12 protein-coding genes are annotated in these 14,298 nt (G+C 61.9%); 2 read left to right on the top strand and 10 right to left on the bottom strand.

Annotated elements, in window-relative coordinates; genetic code table 11:
- Window positions 1-2: 2 nt before the first annotated feature.
- The 5 genes from GVL52_RS19610 to GVL52_RS19590 form a co-directional block, all read right to left on the bottom strand.
- Window positions 3-1,145 carry a helix-turn-helix domain-containing protein gene (locus GVL52_RS19610; protein WP_244619235.1) on the bottom strand — a complete coding sequence of 381 codons (1,143 nt, stop codon included), beginning with the start codon at window positions 1,143-1,145 and terminating at the stop codon, window positions 3-5.
- A 395-nt stretch (window positions 1,146-1,540) separates the two neighbouring features.
- A complete protein-coding gene (locus tag GVL52_RS19605) occupies window positions 1,541-2,578 on the bottom strand; it encodes an AI-2E family transporter (protein WP_160010439.1) in 1,038 nt (345 codons plus the stop codon).
- A gap of 210 nt (window positions 2,579-2,788) precedes the next feature.
- Window positions 2,789-3,286 (bottom strand): DUF1269 domain-containing protein, encoded by a 498-nt coding sequence (locus tag GVL52_RS19600; RefSeq protein WP_160010227.1) that lies wholly within the window; start codon window positions 3,284-3,286, stop codon window positions 2,789-2,791.
- A 231-nt stretch (window positions 3,287-3,517) separates the two neighbouring features.
- Window positions 3,518-6,610 carry an efflux RND transporter permease subunit gene (locus tag GVL52_RS19595; protein WP_160010225.1) on the bottom strand — a complete coding sequence of 1,031 codons (3,093 nt, stop codon included), beginning with the start codon at window positions 6,608-6,610 and terminating at the stop codon, window positions 3,518-3,520.
- Complete coding sequence (locus GVL52_RS19590) at window positions 6,607-7,653, bottom strand: efflux RND transporter periplasmic adaptor subunit (protein ID WP_244619234.1); 1,047 nt, start codon at window positions 7,651-7,653, stop codon at window positions 6,607-6,609. Before GVL52_RS19590 ends, GVL52_RS19595 begins: the two co-directional genes overlap by 4 nt.
- On the opposite strand from GVL52_RS19590, the gene GVL52_RS30440 reads away from it, so the two are divergent.
- Both GVL52_RS30440 and GVL52_RS19580 read left to right on the top strand, forming a co-directional pair.
- The gene (locus GVL52_RS30440) at window positions 7,652-7,813 is read left to right on the top strand and encodes a hypothetical protein (RefSeq protein WP_200847864.1); all 162 of its coding nucleotides are present in this window, start codon (window positions 7,652-7,654) and stop codon (window positions 7,811-7,813) included. The genes GVL52_RS19590 and GVL52_RS30440 overlap by 2 nt on opposite strands.
- 538 nt (window positions 7,814-8,351) lie before the next feature.
- Complete coding sequence (locus tag GVL52_RS19580; RefSeq protein ID WP_160010219.1) at window positions 8,352-9,497, top strand: alpha/beta hydrolase; 1,146 nt, start codon at window positions 8,352-8,354, stop codon at window positions 9,495-9,497.
- A 14-nt stretch (window positions 9,498-9,511) separates the two neighbouring features.
- On the opposite strand, the gene GVL52_RS19575 is transcribed toward GVL52_RS19580, so the two are convergent.
- The 5 genes from GVL52_RS19575 to GVL52_RS19555 are packed head-to-tail and all read right to left on the bottom strand — an operon-like array spanning window position 9,512 to window position 14,297.
- Window positions 9,512-12,637, bottom strand: coding sequence for a complex I subunit 5 family protein (locus GVL52_RS19575; RefSeq protein ID WP_160010217.1), 3,126 nt, complete (start codon window positions 12,635-12,637; stop codon window positions 9,512-9,514).
- Window positions 12,631-12,999 carry a sodium:proton antiporter gene (locus GVL52_RS19570; protein ID WP_200847860.1) on the bottom strand — a complete coding sequence of 123 codons (369 nt, stop codon included), beginning with the start codon at window positions 12,997-12,999 and terminating at the stop codon, window positions 12,631-12,633. Before GVL52_RS19570 ends, GVL52_RS19575 begins: the two co-directional genes overlap by 7 nt.
- 23 nt (window positions 13,000-13,022) lie before the next feature.
- Window positions 13,023-13,712 (bottom strand): Na(+)/H(+) antiporter subunit B, encoded by a 690-nt coding sequence (locus tag GVL52_RS19565; RefSeq protein ID WP_160010215.1) that lies wholly within the window; start codon window positions 13,710-13,712, stop codon window positions 13,023-13,025.
- The gene (gene mnhG / locus GVL52_RS19560; RefSeq protein ID WP_160010213.1) at window positions 13,709-14,053 is read right to left on the bottom strand and encodes a monovalent cation/H(+) antiporter subunit G; all 345 of its coding nucleotides are present in this window, start codon (window positions 14,051-14,053) and stop codon (window positions 13,709-13,711) included. The genes GVL52_RS19565 and mnhG overlap by 4 nt, the downstream gene beginning before the upstream one ends.
- Entirely contained in the window at window positions 14,046-14,297 is a 252-nt protein-coding gene (locus GVL52_RS19555) for a hydrogenase subunit MbhD domain-containing protein (protein ID WP_160010211.1), read from the bottom strand. Before GVL52_RS19555 ends, mnhG begins: the two co-directional genes overlap by 8 nt.
- Between the last annotated feature and the right edge of the window lies 1 nt (window position 14,298).

Genomic DNA, 14,298 nt, shown 5'->3' with positions numbered 1-14,298 from the left:
GTCTAGCCCTGCAATCGGCGCAGAAGCACGCCCAGTCGCTGCTCGGATGGGCAATCATCAAGATTGACGCGGTTCGGCGTTCCGCCACCGCCCCGCTTTCTGATGTCGCTCGGGCTATCGCCGAATGCACGCTTGAACGCGCGGCTGAATTCGGCACCGTCGCTGAAGCCGCGCTCTTCTGCGATCTGGAAGATCAGCCGCCGCTCGTTGGGGTCTGTCAGCGCAGCATAGGCGCTCAGCAGCCGGCGATGCTGGATATAGTGCATCACCCCGCCGAAGGGCTCGAAAAGATTGTAAAGCCGCGTTCTGGATATCCCAAGCTCCCGCCGGACCAGTTCCGAATCGAGCTTCGGATCGAGTAGGCGGCACTGCACCAACTGCCGGGCTCGCTCAAGGAAAACGGTGGCGATCGGCCCTTCTGCCACCTCAAAATTATCGCGAGAGGGCGACACGCAGGCCAGGATCATCGCCCGGGTTGCGGCCGCAAGTCCCGGCAGATCGCCAGGCTTGAGCATCGGCAGCCGGTTGGAGACATCGATCAGATAATCCGAGAACAACCGGCCCATCCCGGTCGAAAGCGTCGAAAACTCCGATTGCCCGAGGGTAACGGCGGTCTCCACCGAAAAGTCGCGCGGCACGAACAGCATCAGCATCTCGGTCTTGACGGGAACGACACCGCCGAACACACGCCCCAGCGAATGGATGTGAACCTCACCCGGACCTGAACCGAACGTGTTTCTGGCCGTCTCCGTGTGAATGCGTCCGGATTTCACCAGCGTCATCGTCCAATGGTCAACCGGATCGCGCCTGATGTGGCCGGGCAAACTCGAAAATCCCAGGCTGTCGGTCCCGATCTCCGCAAGGACCATGCTGCCGAGATCCCATAGCGTCTGCCGACCGCTGAAGTCTCCGGCCTTCTGCTCGTTGTCGGTCAGTTCCAGCATCGAACCGAAACTGCTTCGCCAGCCGTCGAATTGCTCTGCGCGGGTCCTGCCGCCGGTGGAAAAATCAAACGACGGCAAGGCCTGCGCCTGTGGCGCGATCGGCCCGCTATCGACCACTGTCAGGCGCGATGTCACGGCGCGTTGATCGCTCTGCCGCCGCTCGAGCAGTTCGGCGTGCATCATGGCCTCTTCCCCGGTCATCATCTTACCTCCAACTGAGCGAGAGCCCGCTTCGGTTCGTCGGCAACGGTGCAGTATGCTTCAAAAGCCGCCGTCACAGACCTTTCGGCTGGGACCGCTGAAGCGGGTGGCGCAATGGTAAGAACTGAAAATATGCCGCATGCCATTCGTACTTTTCCTCTCAGTCCAGCGAACAGAAAGCTACGTGACGTGTGAATGATGCTATCGGTAGATTGTCGGTATCGGCGCCAGCCGATTGCTGGCGCGAATGATCGCCCCGCGGATGCAAATCCACCTTTGGCATCGATACCTTACGACATGCCCTCCCCCCGGTTGCTCATGCCTGATGTGAAGCTACCCCGTTAAGCCCACCAATTCAACCCGTGCGTGAATTATGTATGAATAAGACGAAATCTTCATTCCCCCGCTGGCTGTCCTGACAGACTTTTCGCCTCCGCCTTCGGACCGCTCGACAGCAAGGTCGCGATCCATTGGCCGGAGGGTATGCCTGCGCAATAGACGATGAAGGCGATCAGCATCGGTACGCCGATGAAAGCGCCCGATATCCCCCACATGAAGCTCCAGAAGAACACCGCGAAGATCACTGCAAACGGCGAGATCGCCAGCGAGGCTCCGGTCAGCCGTGGCTCGAGATAGCTGCCGATGATGAACTGGATGACATTCAGGCTGGTGAAGATCACCACGGCCGTCTGCCAGGAATCGAACTGGGCGATGGCAAACAGCGTTGGCAAAGCGGTTGCCACGAAGGGGCCGAGGAAGGGGATGTAGTTGAGTGCGAATGCAATCGCCCCCCAGGCGGCAGCGAGCTCCAGCCCGGCACCGAGCGCAAACAGCCAGACCACGCAGCCGGTGAGGATGCTGGCGAACGTCCTGACGATCATGAAACGTCGAAGCTTGGCCCCGATGATGCGGTTGGCGCTCAGAATCCGCGCGCCATAGGGCTGGGCTGCCGGCAGCGTCAGGCGCTTGTTGAAATCCTCCACCTCGAGCAGACCAAGCATGATGAAGATGAAAACCAGCAACGTGAAGCCGGCAAAGCTGTTCAACCGCCCTGCCATCCCCTGCACAAACCGAACGAGCCAGGAGACATCGAACCGGTCGGTCAGCGGCCCTGCGACGGCAAGGCCGTGCCCCTCGAGCCAGCTCGTCCAGTCGATATAGATCGCCTGGAACCGATCAGCGTTGAGAAACAGCCACTGGGCAAGCTTGCTGAAGCCCCAGGCCACCGACGAGCCGATGGCGATGATTGCCGCCATGGTGATGACGAGCGTGATCAGCAGCGCCAGCAGCTTTGGCAGCCAGCGCTGCAACGCCGCCTGACATGGCCAGACCAGCGCGATGATGAACAGAGAAAATATCAGTGGTGCAAAGATCGATTGCGCCACGTGCAGCAGCGCCAACACGATGATACCTGTGGTCACCGAGCCGACCATCCGGCTGCCGCCTGCCCCTGCCCCTGCTCCTGCCCCTGCCCCTGTCATGCCGACCCCTAGAACATTCTTCAATCTGCCGAGATCCCCACCTCAGACCGCTGCAACGCGCCGAGACCGGCCCAATGCACGCTCTCCTTTGCTGTCCGCAGCGTCCCGCGAAGCAACCGGACTGGTTCCTCCGGGTGCCTGCGGTAACAGCCTGACAGGCGCCTAGCCGGCCATCGTTGCCTTCTCCAGCGCGTCGCGCAGCACCTGTTCTTTCGTTTCGTCGAGAGAGGTTTTCAAAACCACGCCGCCGAAAGCGGAGATCTCCTTCAGCACCTTGTCGGCGGTCATCTCCTGCACCAGCACGAAGAGTGCTGCATTGCCCGGCTGCAGATTGGCGGCAAGATCCTTCATGAAGGGATCGTTGATGCCGACATCGCTCAATGCCCCACCGATCGCGCCCGACGCTGCACCGGCCATCACGCCGAGCAGCGGATTGAGGAAGATCACCCCAATTAGAAGTCCCCAGAAGCTACCGGATGCAGCACCTGCCGCCGTCGTGTTGACCAGCTGGTTCAGCTTGACCTTCCCCGCATCGGTCTTCACGGCAATGACGGCGTCCCCGAGCTTGATCAGATATTCCTTCTGCAGCTCGAACAGCTTCTGACGCACCTCTTCCGCCTTGGCTTCGGTCGGGTAGACGATCGCAATCAAATCAGACATGACTAATCCCCTTTACAAATTCCGGAACGGAAACGCTGGGCAAATCATAGCTATGATCGTATCCAATAAATTAGCAATAAATCCCGCAACTTTGCATTGCGTCTCTTTCTTCTAAATTTTTCAATGATAATCAATGCACACGCACAAACGGTGCGCCGAGGGTTCGGCACACCGTTCGATATGGAAAAGCGAATGGGCAATCGCCCGCGGAAGCTGACAGGCAGCCTTTCCTCAACCGCCAGCCGCCACCGGCTGCGGCTCCGGCGCATCGGCAACGACCGCAGGTTCGGCATCTGCCGGAATGCGGAACCATAGCACGTAGAGTACCGGCAGGAAGATCAGCGTCAGCGCTGCCGCCACGACCAGACCGCCAATGACGGTGAAGGCAAGCGGCGACCAGAACGGATCGCGGATGATCGGCAGCATGCCGAGCACGGTCGAACCGGCCGTCAGGAACACCGGCCGCAGCCGCTGTGCCGTCACGTCGATGACGCCCTGCCACGTCCGCCCTTTTTCCTCCATCGCCTGGTCGATCTGGTCGATCAGCACCACGGAGTTTCGCGTGATCATTCCGATCAGCGCGATCATCCCGAGGACGGCGATGAAGCCGACAGGCGTATTGGTGATCAGCATGATCAGCACCACGCCGATCAGGCCGAGCGGCACGACGCTGATGACAAGCAGCAGCCGCTGCACGCTCTGCAGCTGGAACATCAAGACGATCAGGATGATGATGCCCATGACCGGCAGCATCTCGACCACCGAGCCGAGCCCCTCTTCCGCCCCCTCGACAGCGCCGCCAACCTCGATCTGGTAGTTCGGATTGGCATGGCGGATCTCGTCGATCTTGGCCGCTGCCGCCTCGACCACGCTTGCCGCCATCACGCCTTCTGCCGTATCCGCCTGAACGGTGATGGTGGTCGAGCCGTCGTGGCGCCAGATCACCGGCTGCGTCGTCTGGTAGTCGATCGTCGCTATGCTGGAGAGTGGCACCGTATGGTTGGCCCCGACCGGGATCTGCAGGGCGCGGATCGTGCCGATATCCACCCGCTGCTCGGCCGTTGCCCGCGCCACCACGTTGACGAGATAGATCGAGTCCCGGATCTGCGTCACCGGAAGGCCGGATGCGGTGGCAAACAGCGTCTGCGCGATCACCGATGAATTGAGCCCTACCAGCCGGGCGCGATCCTGATCGACATTGATGATCACCTTGCGGACCGGCTCGTTCCAATCGAGATTGGGCTGAACGACGCCAGGCAGCTTGCTCAGCGCATCGGAGACCTGCCAGGCGACATCGCGAACGCCCGGAATATCTCGTCCGCTGACACGGTACTGCACCGGCCAGCCGACCGGCGGGCCCATTTCCAGCGGCGAGACGCGCACGACGATATCGGAGAGCTTCTCGTCGAGCGCCTTCTGCAGCCGCGCCTGAAGCGCATCGCGCGCGCCGACGCTCTTGGCAATGACCACCGCCTGCGCCCGCGAAGGTGCCGGTGCCTGGAGGTCCATCGACAGGTAGAAACGCACCGGATCGGAGCCGACATAGAAGCTCCAGTCGGCCACATCCTCGTCGGCGGCAAGAACCTCTTCCGCGCGCGACACATAGACAGAGGTCGCCGACTGTGATGCGCTCTGCGGCAAGGTCAGTTGCAGGATCAGCTCCGGCCGATCCGATGACGGGAAAAACTGCCGGTTCATCGCCGACGATGCCAGCAACGCAACGATGAACAGCCCGACGGTCGCCAGCACCACGATCAGCCGCATCCGCATGCAGGCATAGAGAATGTTCTTGAAGCCGCGGATCAGCGCACTATCGGGCTTATCACCCGTCACCGCCCCTGATTTCAGCACCGCAAGCCCGACGATCGGCGTCAGAATCACCGCCACCAGCCACGAGACGATAAGTGCAAAGCCGATCACCAGAAACAGCGACCGCGCATATTCGCCCGACGAGCTGCTGGCAAACCCGACCGGGATAAAGCCGGCGATCGTCACAAGCGTCCCCGCCAACATCGGAAAGGCCGTGGAGGTATAGGCGTGCGATGCCGCCTTGACCCGATCATAGCCCTGCTCGAGCTTGGCCATCATCGTTTCGACCGTGACCATCGTATCGTCGATCATCAGCGTCAGCGCGATGATCAGGGCACCCAGCGACACGCGCTGCAGCGCAATCCCCGCAATGTCCATGAACAGGAAGGTCAGCGCCAGCACCAGCGGTATCGAGACCGCAACGGCAAGCCCCGCGCGCAGGCCGAGCGCCAGGAAACTGACGCCAAGCACGATGACCACCGCCTGCCCCAACGACGTCGTGAAGCTGCGGATCGCCGTCTTCACCACGGCCGGCTGGCTTGCCACATGCGTCATGTTGATGCCGATAGGCAGATCGTCTTCGAACTTCTGCATCGTCGCATCGATATTGCTGCCAAGCTGCAGGATATCGCCGCCTGATGCCATCGAGATGGCGATGCCGATCGCCGGCTTGCCCCTGATGCGGAAACGCGGCTGCGGCGGATCGACGGTACCACGCACGACGCTGGCAATATCGCCAAGCCGCACGAACCCGGAGGCCGTCGGGATATTGAGTTCGCGAACGGTCCTCTCATCGGTCAGGCTGCCCGACACCTGCAGGATTGTCCGGTCACGTTCGGAGGTGATCAGACCGGCCGGCAACACGGCATTCTGCGCCTGGATCGTGTTCATCACCGTGGCAGCGCTCAAGCCCAGGCTCGCGAGCCGTTCCGTCGAGAACTCGATGTAGATCGTCTCGTCCTGCGTACCGATCAGTTGCACCTTGCCGATATTGTCGAGCTTCAGCAGCCGGGTGCGCGCCTCGTAGGCCCAGTCGCGCACCTCGCGATCGCTGAACCCTTCGGAGGTGAAGCCGTAGATGATGCCGAACGTATCGCCGAAGTCGTCATTGAAGGCTGGGCCGCGCACGCCGGATGGCAGCGTACCCACCATGTCGCCGACCTTCTTGCGCGCCTGATACCAGGATTCGCCGACATCGCCGGGCACCGTCGAATCATCCAGCGTCACATAGATGACCGACTGCCCTGCTGTCGTCAGGCTGCGGAGATTGTCGAGGTTCGGCACCTCCTCCAGCGTCCGCTCCAGTCGATCGGTGATCTGGTCGGTGGTCTGCTCGATGGTGGCGCCCGGCCAGGCGGCCGAGACGATCATCGTCTTGAAGGTGAATTCCGGGTCCTCGTCGCGCCCGAGATTGATATAGGCGAGCACGCCGGCAATCGCGCTGAGCAGCACGAGAAAGATGACGAGGCTCTGCCGCTTGATCGCCCATGCTGATAGGTTGAAGCCCTCGTTCATTCCGCACTTCCTTCAAGCAAGCGAACGGTCATTCCGGGCCTCAGCTGCTGGACGCCGGCAACCACGACATTGTCGCCGGTGGCCACACCCTTGGTGACGAGGAAGTCTTCCGTATCGAACCGGTGAACCTCGACCGGCACCAGCTTCGTCGTCTTGTTGGCCGCATCGACCACCCAGACGGCATTCTGGTTGTCCTTGCTGAACAGCGCCGTCATCGGCAGGCGGGCCGCCGGTTCCCCCGAAAGTCGGATCGTGCCGCGCACGGCACTGCCGAAGCGGAAATCGTCCGGCGCCGAATCGAGCCCGATCCGCACCGTGAAATTGCGGGTGACCGGATCGGCCGTCGGCGAGATCTCGCGCACCGTTCCCGTCGCCTTGGCATTCGGATTGCTCAGCAACTGCACATCGACGCGTGCATCGCCACCGGTCGTCTGGATCGTCGCTTCCGGCACCTGGAACACTGCGTCGCGGGTTCCAAGCTGCGCCACCCGCACCACCATCTGCCCGCCGCCCACGACCTGGCCCACCTCGCCGCCGATCGCCGTCACCACACCTGCGGCATTGGCCTTCAGCACCCGGTTGTCGAGATTGGTCTGCGCAATTCTGATCCCCGCCTGCGCCGCATCGACACCGGCCTGCGCCATGCTGGCCTGCGCAATGGCGGCATCGAAGGCCTGGCGGGTGGAGGTGCGCGGATAGAGCTGTTGCTGCCGATCCCGCTCGGTATTGGCATTCTGCTGCTGTGCCTGCGCCGAGAACAGATTGGCCTCGGCCTTGCGCAGCGCGTCCTGCGCATCCTCGGCATCGAGACGGGCGAGCACCGCGCCGACCACCACCTGATCGCCGACCTCGACGTCCCGCTCCCTGATTTCGCCGCCCTGGCGGAAGCTGAAATTGGTCTCGACCCGCGGCCTGATTTCGCCGACCAGCGAACCGAACGTGTCCTCCGGATTGAACGACACCGCCACTGTCTTCACCGGCCGCGGCGGCCGCTCGGTTGCCTCGTCGTCGCGCTGGCAGCTGGAGAGTAGGAAAGCGGACATGACGGCGATTGACACGCCGGATATCACGCTGGATCTGGATACAGCAGGCCGCATTTTCATGGCAATTTCCCCGAATGATTACCGGCGCGACAGCGCGCTGCCTGATGTTGATCTTTGCTGGAGGGTAAAATGGAAGGACTGGCGGTGCAGCGGACCATGATGCCCCGTACACACCATGGCTGGCTCCGCGGCGCCGCGCGCATGGGCGAGAAACGCGCCGGATATCGCCGCGCAAAAGCCCGGCAGAACAACAGCATCGATGCCATATCGGTATGCCATGGTGGCCAACGCCAATAGTAGAAATCCTGTGCAGGAACCCAAACCCCAACGCTCCCCTAGACCTTAGGATCAGTCTCGCGCACGGCACCGACGACCCGAGGACGCTGCGCTCTGTCAGGAACTATAGTGCTGTTCAAGCGGCGAAGTGATCAGCATAGAATCCTGCAATCTGGCCTGGCGTCCAGATTTTACAAACTGTCTTGGATGAGACATCTTGGTGTGTGAAAGTGAAACCGTAAATACATCAGGGCTGTAGCGGAAAGACAGGGGCGATCGACTGTCCGCCCGGGAATTGATCTTCCGAACGCGCCCGAGATAGCATAAAACCAGGAATGGAAGCCGTAAGGCCTGCAGGCCTGGAAGACGCACTGCCGATCATGGACTTGAAGAGTGTGATTGTATTTCGTTTGAGCCGAGCCATGACCTTCATACGATCCTGCGTCATTTTGCTGATGGTGATGGCGCTTTCAGCCTGTGGCGGACCGCGAGCCGTGCTTGGCCTTCCCGTCGATGCGACAGGTGCGCAGCCTTCCGCCATTGTTCCGATTTATGTCGCAACCACCCGCGCTCGCTCCGACAATCTCTCTCTTCCCTATTCCGCCGAGCGCGCGAGAACACTGAATTTTGCCAAGTTCGAGATCGGCATTCCGCGCAACCATGTCCGCGGCCGGGTTGAGAAGACCGGCCGCACCCCCGACCCGAACCGGCATTTTTCCGCGCGCACCTACCAGCCAATCGATGACCGCCAGCAGATGATCCGGCAGCTCAATCAGGCGCTGGCGCAGCGCGCGCCGGAAAATCGCGAGATCTTCATCTTCGTCCACGGCTACAACAACAATTTCGCCGACAGCATCTTCCGCAATGCCCAGATCAGCTATGACTACAACATCAAGGCTGTTTCGCTGCACTACGCCTGGCCATCCGGCGGCGCGCTGCCCCTTTACGTCTTCGATCGCGACAGCGCTCTCGTCGGTCGGCGCGGCCTTGCCGAAACGCTGGAGATTGCCGCCCAGACAAATGCCAAGAGGATCGTGCTGGTCGGCCATTCCATGGGCTCCTATGTGGTGATGGAGGCGCTACGCGACCTCGCCATGACCGGCCACCGCGATGTGTTGAAACGGCTGGGCGGCGTTGTCCTTGCCGCCCCCGACATCGACATCGACGTGTTCCAGAGCCAGGTCGAGGATATCGGCGATATCCCGCGCCCCTTCACCATCATCGTCTCGCAACGCGACCGGGCACTCGGCTTCTCCCGTTTCCTCGCTGGCGGTCATCCGCGCGTCGGCAGCGGTTCCGATGTCATCATGTTGCAGAAGAAGGACATCGCCGTCATCGACGTCTCCGATATCGACGGCGGCCGGCACAGTGTCTTTGCCAGTTCCGAGACCCTGATGGATGTCGTCAACAATGACGACCTGTTGCGCAGCCTGCTGCGAGCCGACCAGCCGACCCAGGGCCAGACCCTTCTCGCCGACGGGACATCGGTGATCGAAGGCGCCGCCTCGCTGATCATTTTCCTTCCCCTGCACATTCTGGGCGGTATGGCACAGGCCACCAGCAACTGAAATGGGCGCGTCGGTCAGAGAATGACCAGACGGAACGTCCCGAGCAGATAGAGGACGAGCACGTAGTACAGCACATGCAGCGCATAGGCCTGACCGTTGCCGTTATAAACCTTGCGCACCACGCCCGCAGCGCTGACGGTCGCGCCGCAGAGGCCGTCCCAGACGAGATTGGCGATCGGCGTCACCAGCGGCGCGAAGACAGCGCGGTAGAAACGGTAGAAATGGGCTGTGTTCGCCGGCATGGAACGACCCCGCCCGCTCCAGTAAATGACCAGGAACAGCCCAAGCAGGATCGCTGCCGCCGCAACCGCTGCCGCCATCACCGGTACCGGATTCCAGTAGCCGTAGATCGTCTCCAGCGACATGCCCTGCCAGACCAGCGTCGAGGCAAAATAGGGGTCAATCGCGGCGGAAACGGGATCCATCAGCAGCTTCGGGAAGAACGACAGGACGAGGATCGCCGCCACCAGCACGAATTGCGCCACCAGCAGCGGCAACGGCGCTTCGCTGATGCTCTCCTGACCCTGTTGTCGTGGTCCGAGGAAGATCGAATAGGCAAAGCGGAACATGTAGAGAAAGCCGATAAAGGTGGCGACGACACCGGCAATCGCCAAGCCATACCAGCCCTTGTCCATCATCGCGCTCAACAGCAGCCACTTGCCACCGAAACCCGCCAGCGGCGGCAGGCCGGACATCGAGATCAGCCCGACGACGACCACGGCAAAGGTCAACGGCATCGTCCGTGCAAGGCCACCGGTCTCATCGAACAGCCGCGTTCCGGTTCGCAAGATCACCCCGGCGGCAGCCAGGAACAGGATGCCCTTGACCATCAGATGGTTGGCGACGAGATAAAACGCCGTCACCCAGCCGAGATGGCTCATCAGCGCGATCGCAGTGATGATGTATCCGATCTGGCTCATGCTGGAATAGCCGAGCATCCGTTTCATGTCGGTCTGCTGCAGCGCCATCACGGCGCCGGCGATCGTCGTCAGCATCCCGATCCAGCCCATCACATGCGCCATCTCAAGCCCGACCTCGGAGCGGATGGCGAGATAGGTGACCATGAACAGCCCGAACACCGCCACTTTGCTGATCACGGCAGACAGCATCGCCGATAGATCATCGTCGGCCTCGGCGTAGGCGCCCGGCAGCCAGACATGCACGCCAACAGCACCGGCCTTGATCAGAAAGCCGATCGCCAGCAGCATGAAGGCAGGCGCAGCAGCCGGCCCAGCTGTGGCGAAGGCTGCAAGCGCCGTGGTGCCATTGGCGCTGGTGGCGATGCCGAAGCCGGCGAGCAGGCAGAAGGCAGAGACAAGCGAGAACAGCAAGAACTGCAGCACATAGGGATGCGCGCCCGGCCTCTGCGCGATCAGGAAATAGGAGGAAAGGGTAATGATCTCCCAGTGGAAGAAGAATTCCAGACTGGTCGTCGCCCGTATCAGGCTCGGGATGGAGACAAGCAGGATCGCCATCACAGGATAGAAGCCCGGGCGCCGATCGTCGCGGTACAGGCTGCCAAAACCGACCACCAGCCCGCCGGCGAGCAGAACCAAGGCAAACAGCTGGCGCAACCCGCCCACATCATGCGCGATCCACAGGCCGGCAACGAGCACCACGGCCAGCATCGCCAGGCATTTCACCCGTCCTGGAAGCCAATCGAGCAGCCAAAGCCCACCGCCGATACAAAGCGGCGCAACCAGCCACACGGATGCTGCGCCGGCAAACGATGCAGCGACATAGCCGCTGACGAACAGCAGGACAGCGGCGATCAGGACCGGCAGCAACCGCGCCGGTGACAGGTTGACAGGCGGCATGCTGGCCATCGAAACGCCGGCGCCAGCCTGATCCAACATCGGTCGCGTCGCCTGCTTGAACCAGCGGAACATATAGGCGGCCTCGAGCAACGAGCCGACCAGGATCACCCCGATCCACACATATCGCTCACCCGCCGCCGCCTGCATCACCAGCTCCCACTTCGCCCAGAAGCCCGGAAACGGCGGCAGGCCGGCAATCGCCACCAGAAACACCGCCATGATGGCCAGCACCTGCGGCTTGCCCGCAATATTCGACCAGCCTTCGATCTCGCGGCGCTCGACGATACCGGCAAGCCAGAACAATCCGGCCTTGGCCAGCAAATGGTTGATGAACAATCCGCCCACCACCAGCGGCAGGGCCTGCTCGGCGTCCAGCAGGTGAAGCAGCGCGAGCGCCAGCATCAGCAGCCCCATCTGCGCGATCGAGGAATAGCCGAGCATCCGCTGCACGCTCGTCTGCCGCAGCCCGATGAGATTGGAAAACAGGAAGGTTACGCCGCCCGAGATGGCCAGAATGCCGAGGTGATCCGCAAACAGCGGCAGCAGCTTGAACAACGCGAAAAACACGCCGGCCGAGACGCCAACCGAGACCAGCGCCGCGATGCCACCAGGCGCCGTCTCATAGACATCGAGCCCCCAGCCATTGGCCGGAAACGGTTTTAGCTCCAGCACCAGGCAGGCCATCACGAACAGCAGTGCGGTGATGCCGATCGGCCCTGCAATTGCCGCCCGGTTGGTGATCATCGCGTCGATATTGAGCGTGCCGGTCACATGATAGAGCAGCCCGGCGCCGAGCAGGAAGAAAGACGAGGCCAGCACCGTTGCCATGATGTATTTGAAGCTGGCGGCAAGGGCCGCCGGCGTCCGTTCGAAGCCGAGCAGCCCATAGGTGCCGATCGACATGATCTCCAGGAATACGAACTGGTTGAACAGGTCGCGGGTCATCACCATGCCGTTGATGCCCATGATCAGGATCAGGTAGAGCAACAGCGCCGCATAGCTGGCGCGCAACCGCTCCCAGAGATGCCAGGCGCCGAGCATCGCCACCACATTGACGCAGACCGAGAAGAACCCCTCCCACGCGCCAAACCGCAGATTGATCGAAAACGGCGGCATGCTCCCCGCCGTCAGCACCTCGATGGCCGTTCCGCCGTGATAGACCCGCCACAGGCAGGCGACTGAAATAACCGTCATTCCCGATAGAGCCAGGATGAAGCCTGCCGCCGGCAGCGGCTTGGCGATGCGATAGAGCAAGGGAATGAGAAACCCGCCGCCAAGGCCGAGCAGGAAGATGTTCAGCGGCTGAAGAAAACTGTCTACCATCGAGACTCCGTCAGCGCATCGATCGACAGCGTCTTGCGCACCGCATGGATACGGATCGCGAACGACAGCATGATCGCCGTGACCGAAAATCCGATGACGATGGCGGTGACGACAAGCGCTGACGGGATCGGATCGACCGCCCGGGCCGCTGCCTCCGAGACGCCCAGCGCCTTGTCAATGATCGGCGCCGTGCCGCCGGTGACATAGCCGGTTGCCACAAGGACAATGTGCATCCCGGTGTCGATAAGCGAAAAGCCGATGATGATGCGCAGGATGTTGCGGTGCTTCAGCATGCCCCAGAAGCCGATGAGCACGAGGACAAACCCCGTGGTGAGTAGTATCTGCGATATCGGCAGGCCCATGATGATCCTCTATTTCCTGTCGCTCAACTGCGGAACCGGTCGATGATGACGCTCAATTCTGCGCCGACCTTGATGCCGAGCAGCGCTGAAATGACAGGGATGGCGCCGGCGCTGAACAGCGTCCCGAATTCTCCGCGCGGCAGGATATGGCTGTCGAGAAAACCGGCGCCGAAGACCATGCCGGCGATGCCGATCGACACGTAGACGACACCGGCCAGCGATTCCGTGATGCTGAGAAACCCGTGGTGCAGCGGCCCCTTGGGATAGGCGAGCATCAGCAGCATGACGCCGGAGGCAACGACCGCCCCGCCCTGAAAGCCGCCGCCGGCCGACAGATGCCCGTTCATGATCACATAGGCGCCGAACAGGAAAATCAGCGGCAGCACCACCTCGGCACCGTTGCGAACCAGCTCGCTCGGCGCTTGCGGGCTGGTTGGCTGCGAAACCGTCTTCCCGCCCGGTTCGCCTGCCAGAAGCACACCGACGCTCGCCGCCACCATGAACAGAACAGCCACCTCCCCCAGCGTATCGAAGCCGCGATAGGAGATCAGGATGCCCGTGACGACATTCGGCGCGCCGAGATCGGCAGGTACCTGCGTGAGATAATAGACCGCCAGATCCGACACGCTCTGGCGCTCGCCATAGCCGGTGATCAGCCCGACGAAGATGGCGCCGAATGCCAGAACGGCGAGCAGACCTGAAAGCCGCTTCATGTGGCCCCCTCATCGGCAGATGGATCATCTGCGTCCCTCAGCGCATCAATGATCGTGGTCCGCGCCATCGGTGAGCGGATCGCATGTGCGGCCCGCGACAGCGCGTGCGACGACAGCGGATTGGTCAACAGCACGAAGTAGGCGATGATCAACAGCTTCAGCGACCAGTCCGGATGATAGATGCCGAGGCCGGCAAGAACCAGGATGTTGCCGAGCGTGGAGGCCTTGGTTCCGGCCTGGATGCGGGTGAACACATCGGGCATCCGCAACAGCCCGACGCCGGCGGAAAACAGGAAGAACGCGCCCAGAAGAATGACGATGCTGCCGACCAGCTCACTCATCCGCCGTGCCCCCGCCATTGGTCTTGCGGATCGCGTAGAGAAAGATCAGCGTCGCCAGCCCGGAGCCGATCGCAGCCTCGGCCATCGCCACATCGGGCGCTGCCAACAGCACATAGGACGCAGCCGCAAACAGGCTGGCGAGCCCCGCGCTCACCATCGCCGCCATCAGATTATCCAGCACGACGGCCAGCACACCGCTGACCAGAATGCTCCCGCAGACCAACAGGATCAGCAATTCCAGCATG

The organism is Rhizobium sp. 18055, from assembly GCF_902706285.1.
Taxonomy (GTDB): Bacteria; Pseudomonadota; Alphaproteobacteria; order Rhizobiales; family Rhizobiaceae; genus Rhizobium.
This window is presented reverse-complemented; position numbering and strand designations above follow the sequence as displayed.

What these genes read in the sequence shown, in the direction of transcription:
- GVL52_RS19610 (WP_244619235.1), bottom strand. Translation starts at nt 1,145, where the DNA reads ATGACCGGGGAAGAGGCCATGATGCACGCCGAACTGCTCGAGCGGCGG.
- GVL52_RS19605 (WP_160010439.1), bottom strand. Translation starts at nt 2,578, where the DNA reads ATGGTCGGCTCGGTGACCACAGGTATCATCGTGTTGGCGCTGCTGCAC.
- GVL52_RS19600 (WP_160010227.1), bottom strand. Translation starts at nt 3,286, where the DNA reads ATGTCTGATTTGATTGCGATCGTCTACCCGACCGAAGCCAAGGCGGAA.
- GVL52_RS19595 (WP_160010225.1), bottom strand. Translation starts at nt 6,610, where the DNA reads ATGAACGAGGGCTTCAACCTATCAGCATGGGCGATCAAGCGGCAGAGC.
- GVL52_RS30440 (WP_200847864.1), top strand. Translation starts at nt 7,652, where the DNA reads ATGACGGCGATTGACACGCCGGATATCACGCTGGATCTGGATACAGCA.
- GVL52_RS19590 (WP_244619234.1), bottom strand. Translation starts at nt 7,653, where the DNA reads ATGTCCGCTTTCCTACTCTCCAGCTGCCAGCGCGACGACGAGGCAACC.
- GVL52_RS19580 (WP_160010219.1), top strand. Translation starts at nt 8,352, where the DNA reads ATGACCTTCATACGATCCTGCGTCATTTTGCTGATGGTGATGGCGCTT.
- GVL52_RS19575 (WP_160010217.1), bottom strand. Translation starts at nt 12,637, where the DNA reads ATGGTAGACAGTTTTCTTCAGCCGCTGAACATCTTCCTGCTCGGCCTT.
- GVL52_RS19570 (WP_200847860.1), bottom strand. Translation starts at nt 12,999, where the DNA reads ATGGGCCTGCCGATATCGCAGATACTACTCACCACGGGGTTTGTCCTC.
- GVL52_RS19565 (WP_160010215.1), bottom strand. Translation starts at nt 13,712, where the DNA reads ATGAAGCGGCTTTCAGGTCTGCTCGCCGTTCTGGCATTCGGCGCCATC.
- mnhG (WP_160010213.1), bottom strand. Translation starts at nt 14,053, where the DNA reads ATGAGTGAGCTGGTCGGCAGCATCGTCATTCTTCTGGGCGCGTTCTTC.
- GVL52_RS19555 (WP_160010211.1), bottom strand. Translation starts at nt 14,297, where the DNA reads ATGCTGGAATTGCTGATCCTGTTGGTCTGCGGGAGCATTCTGGTCAGC.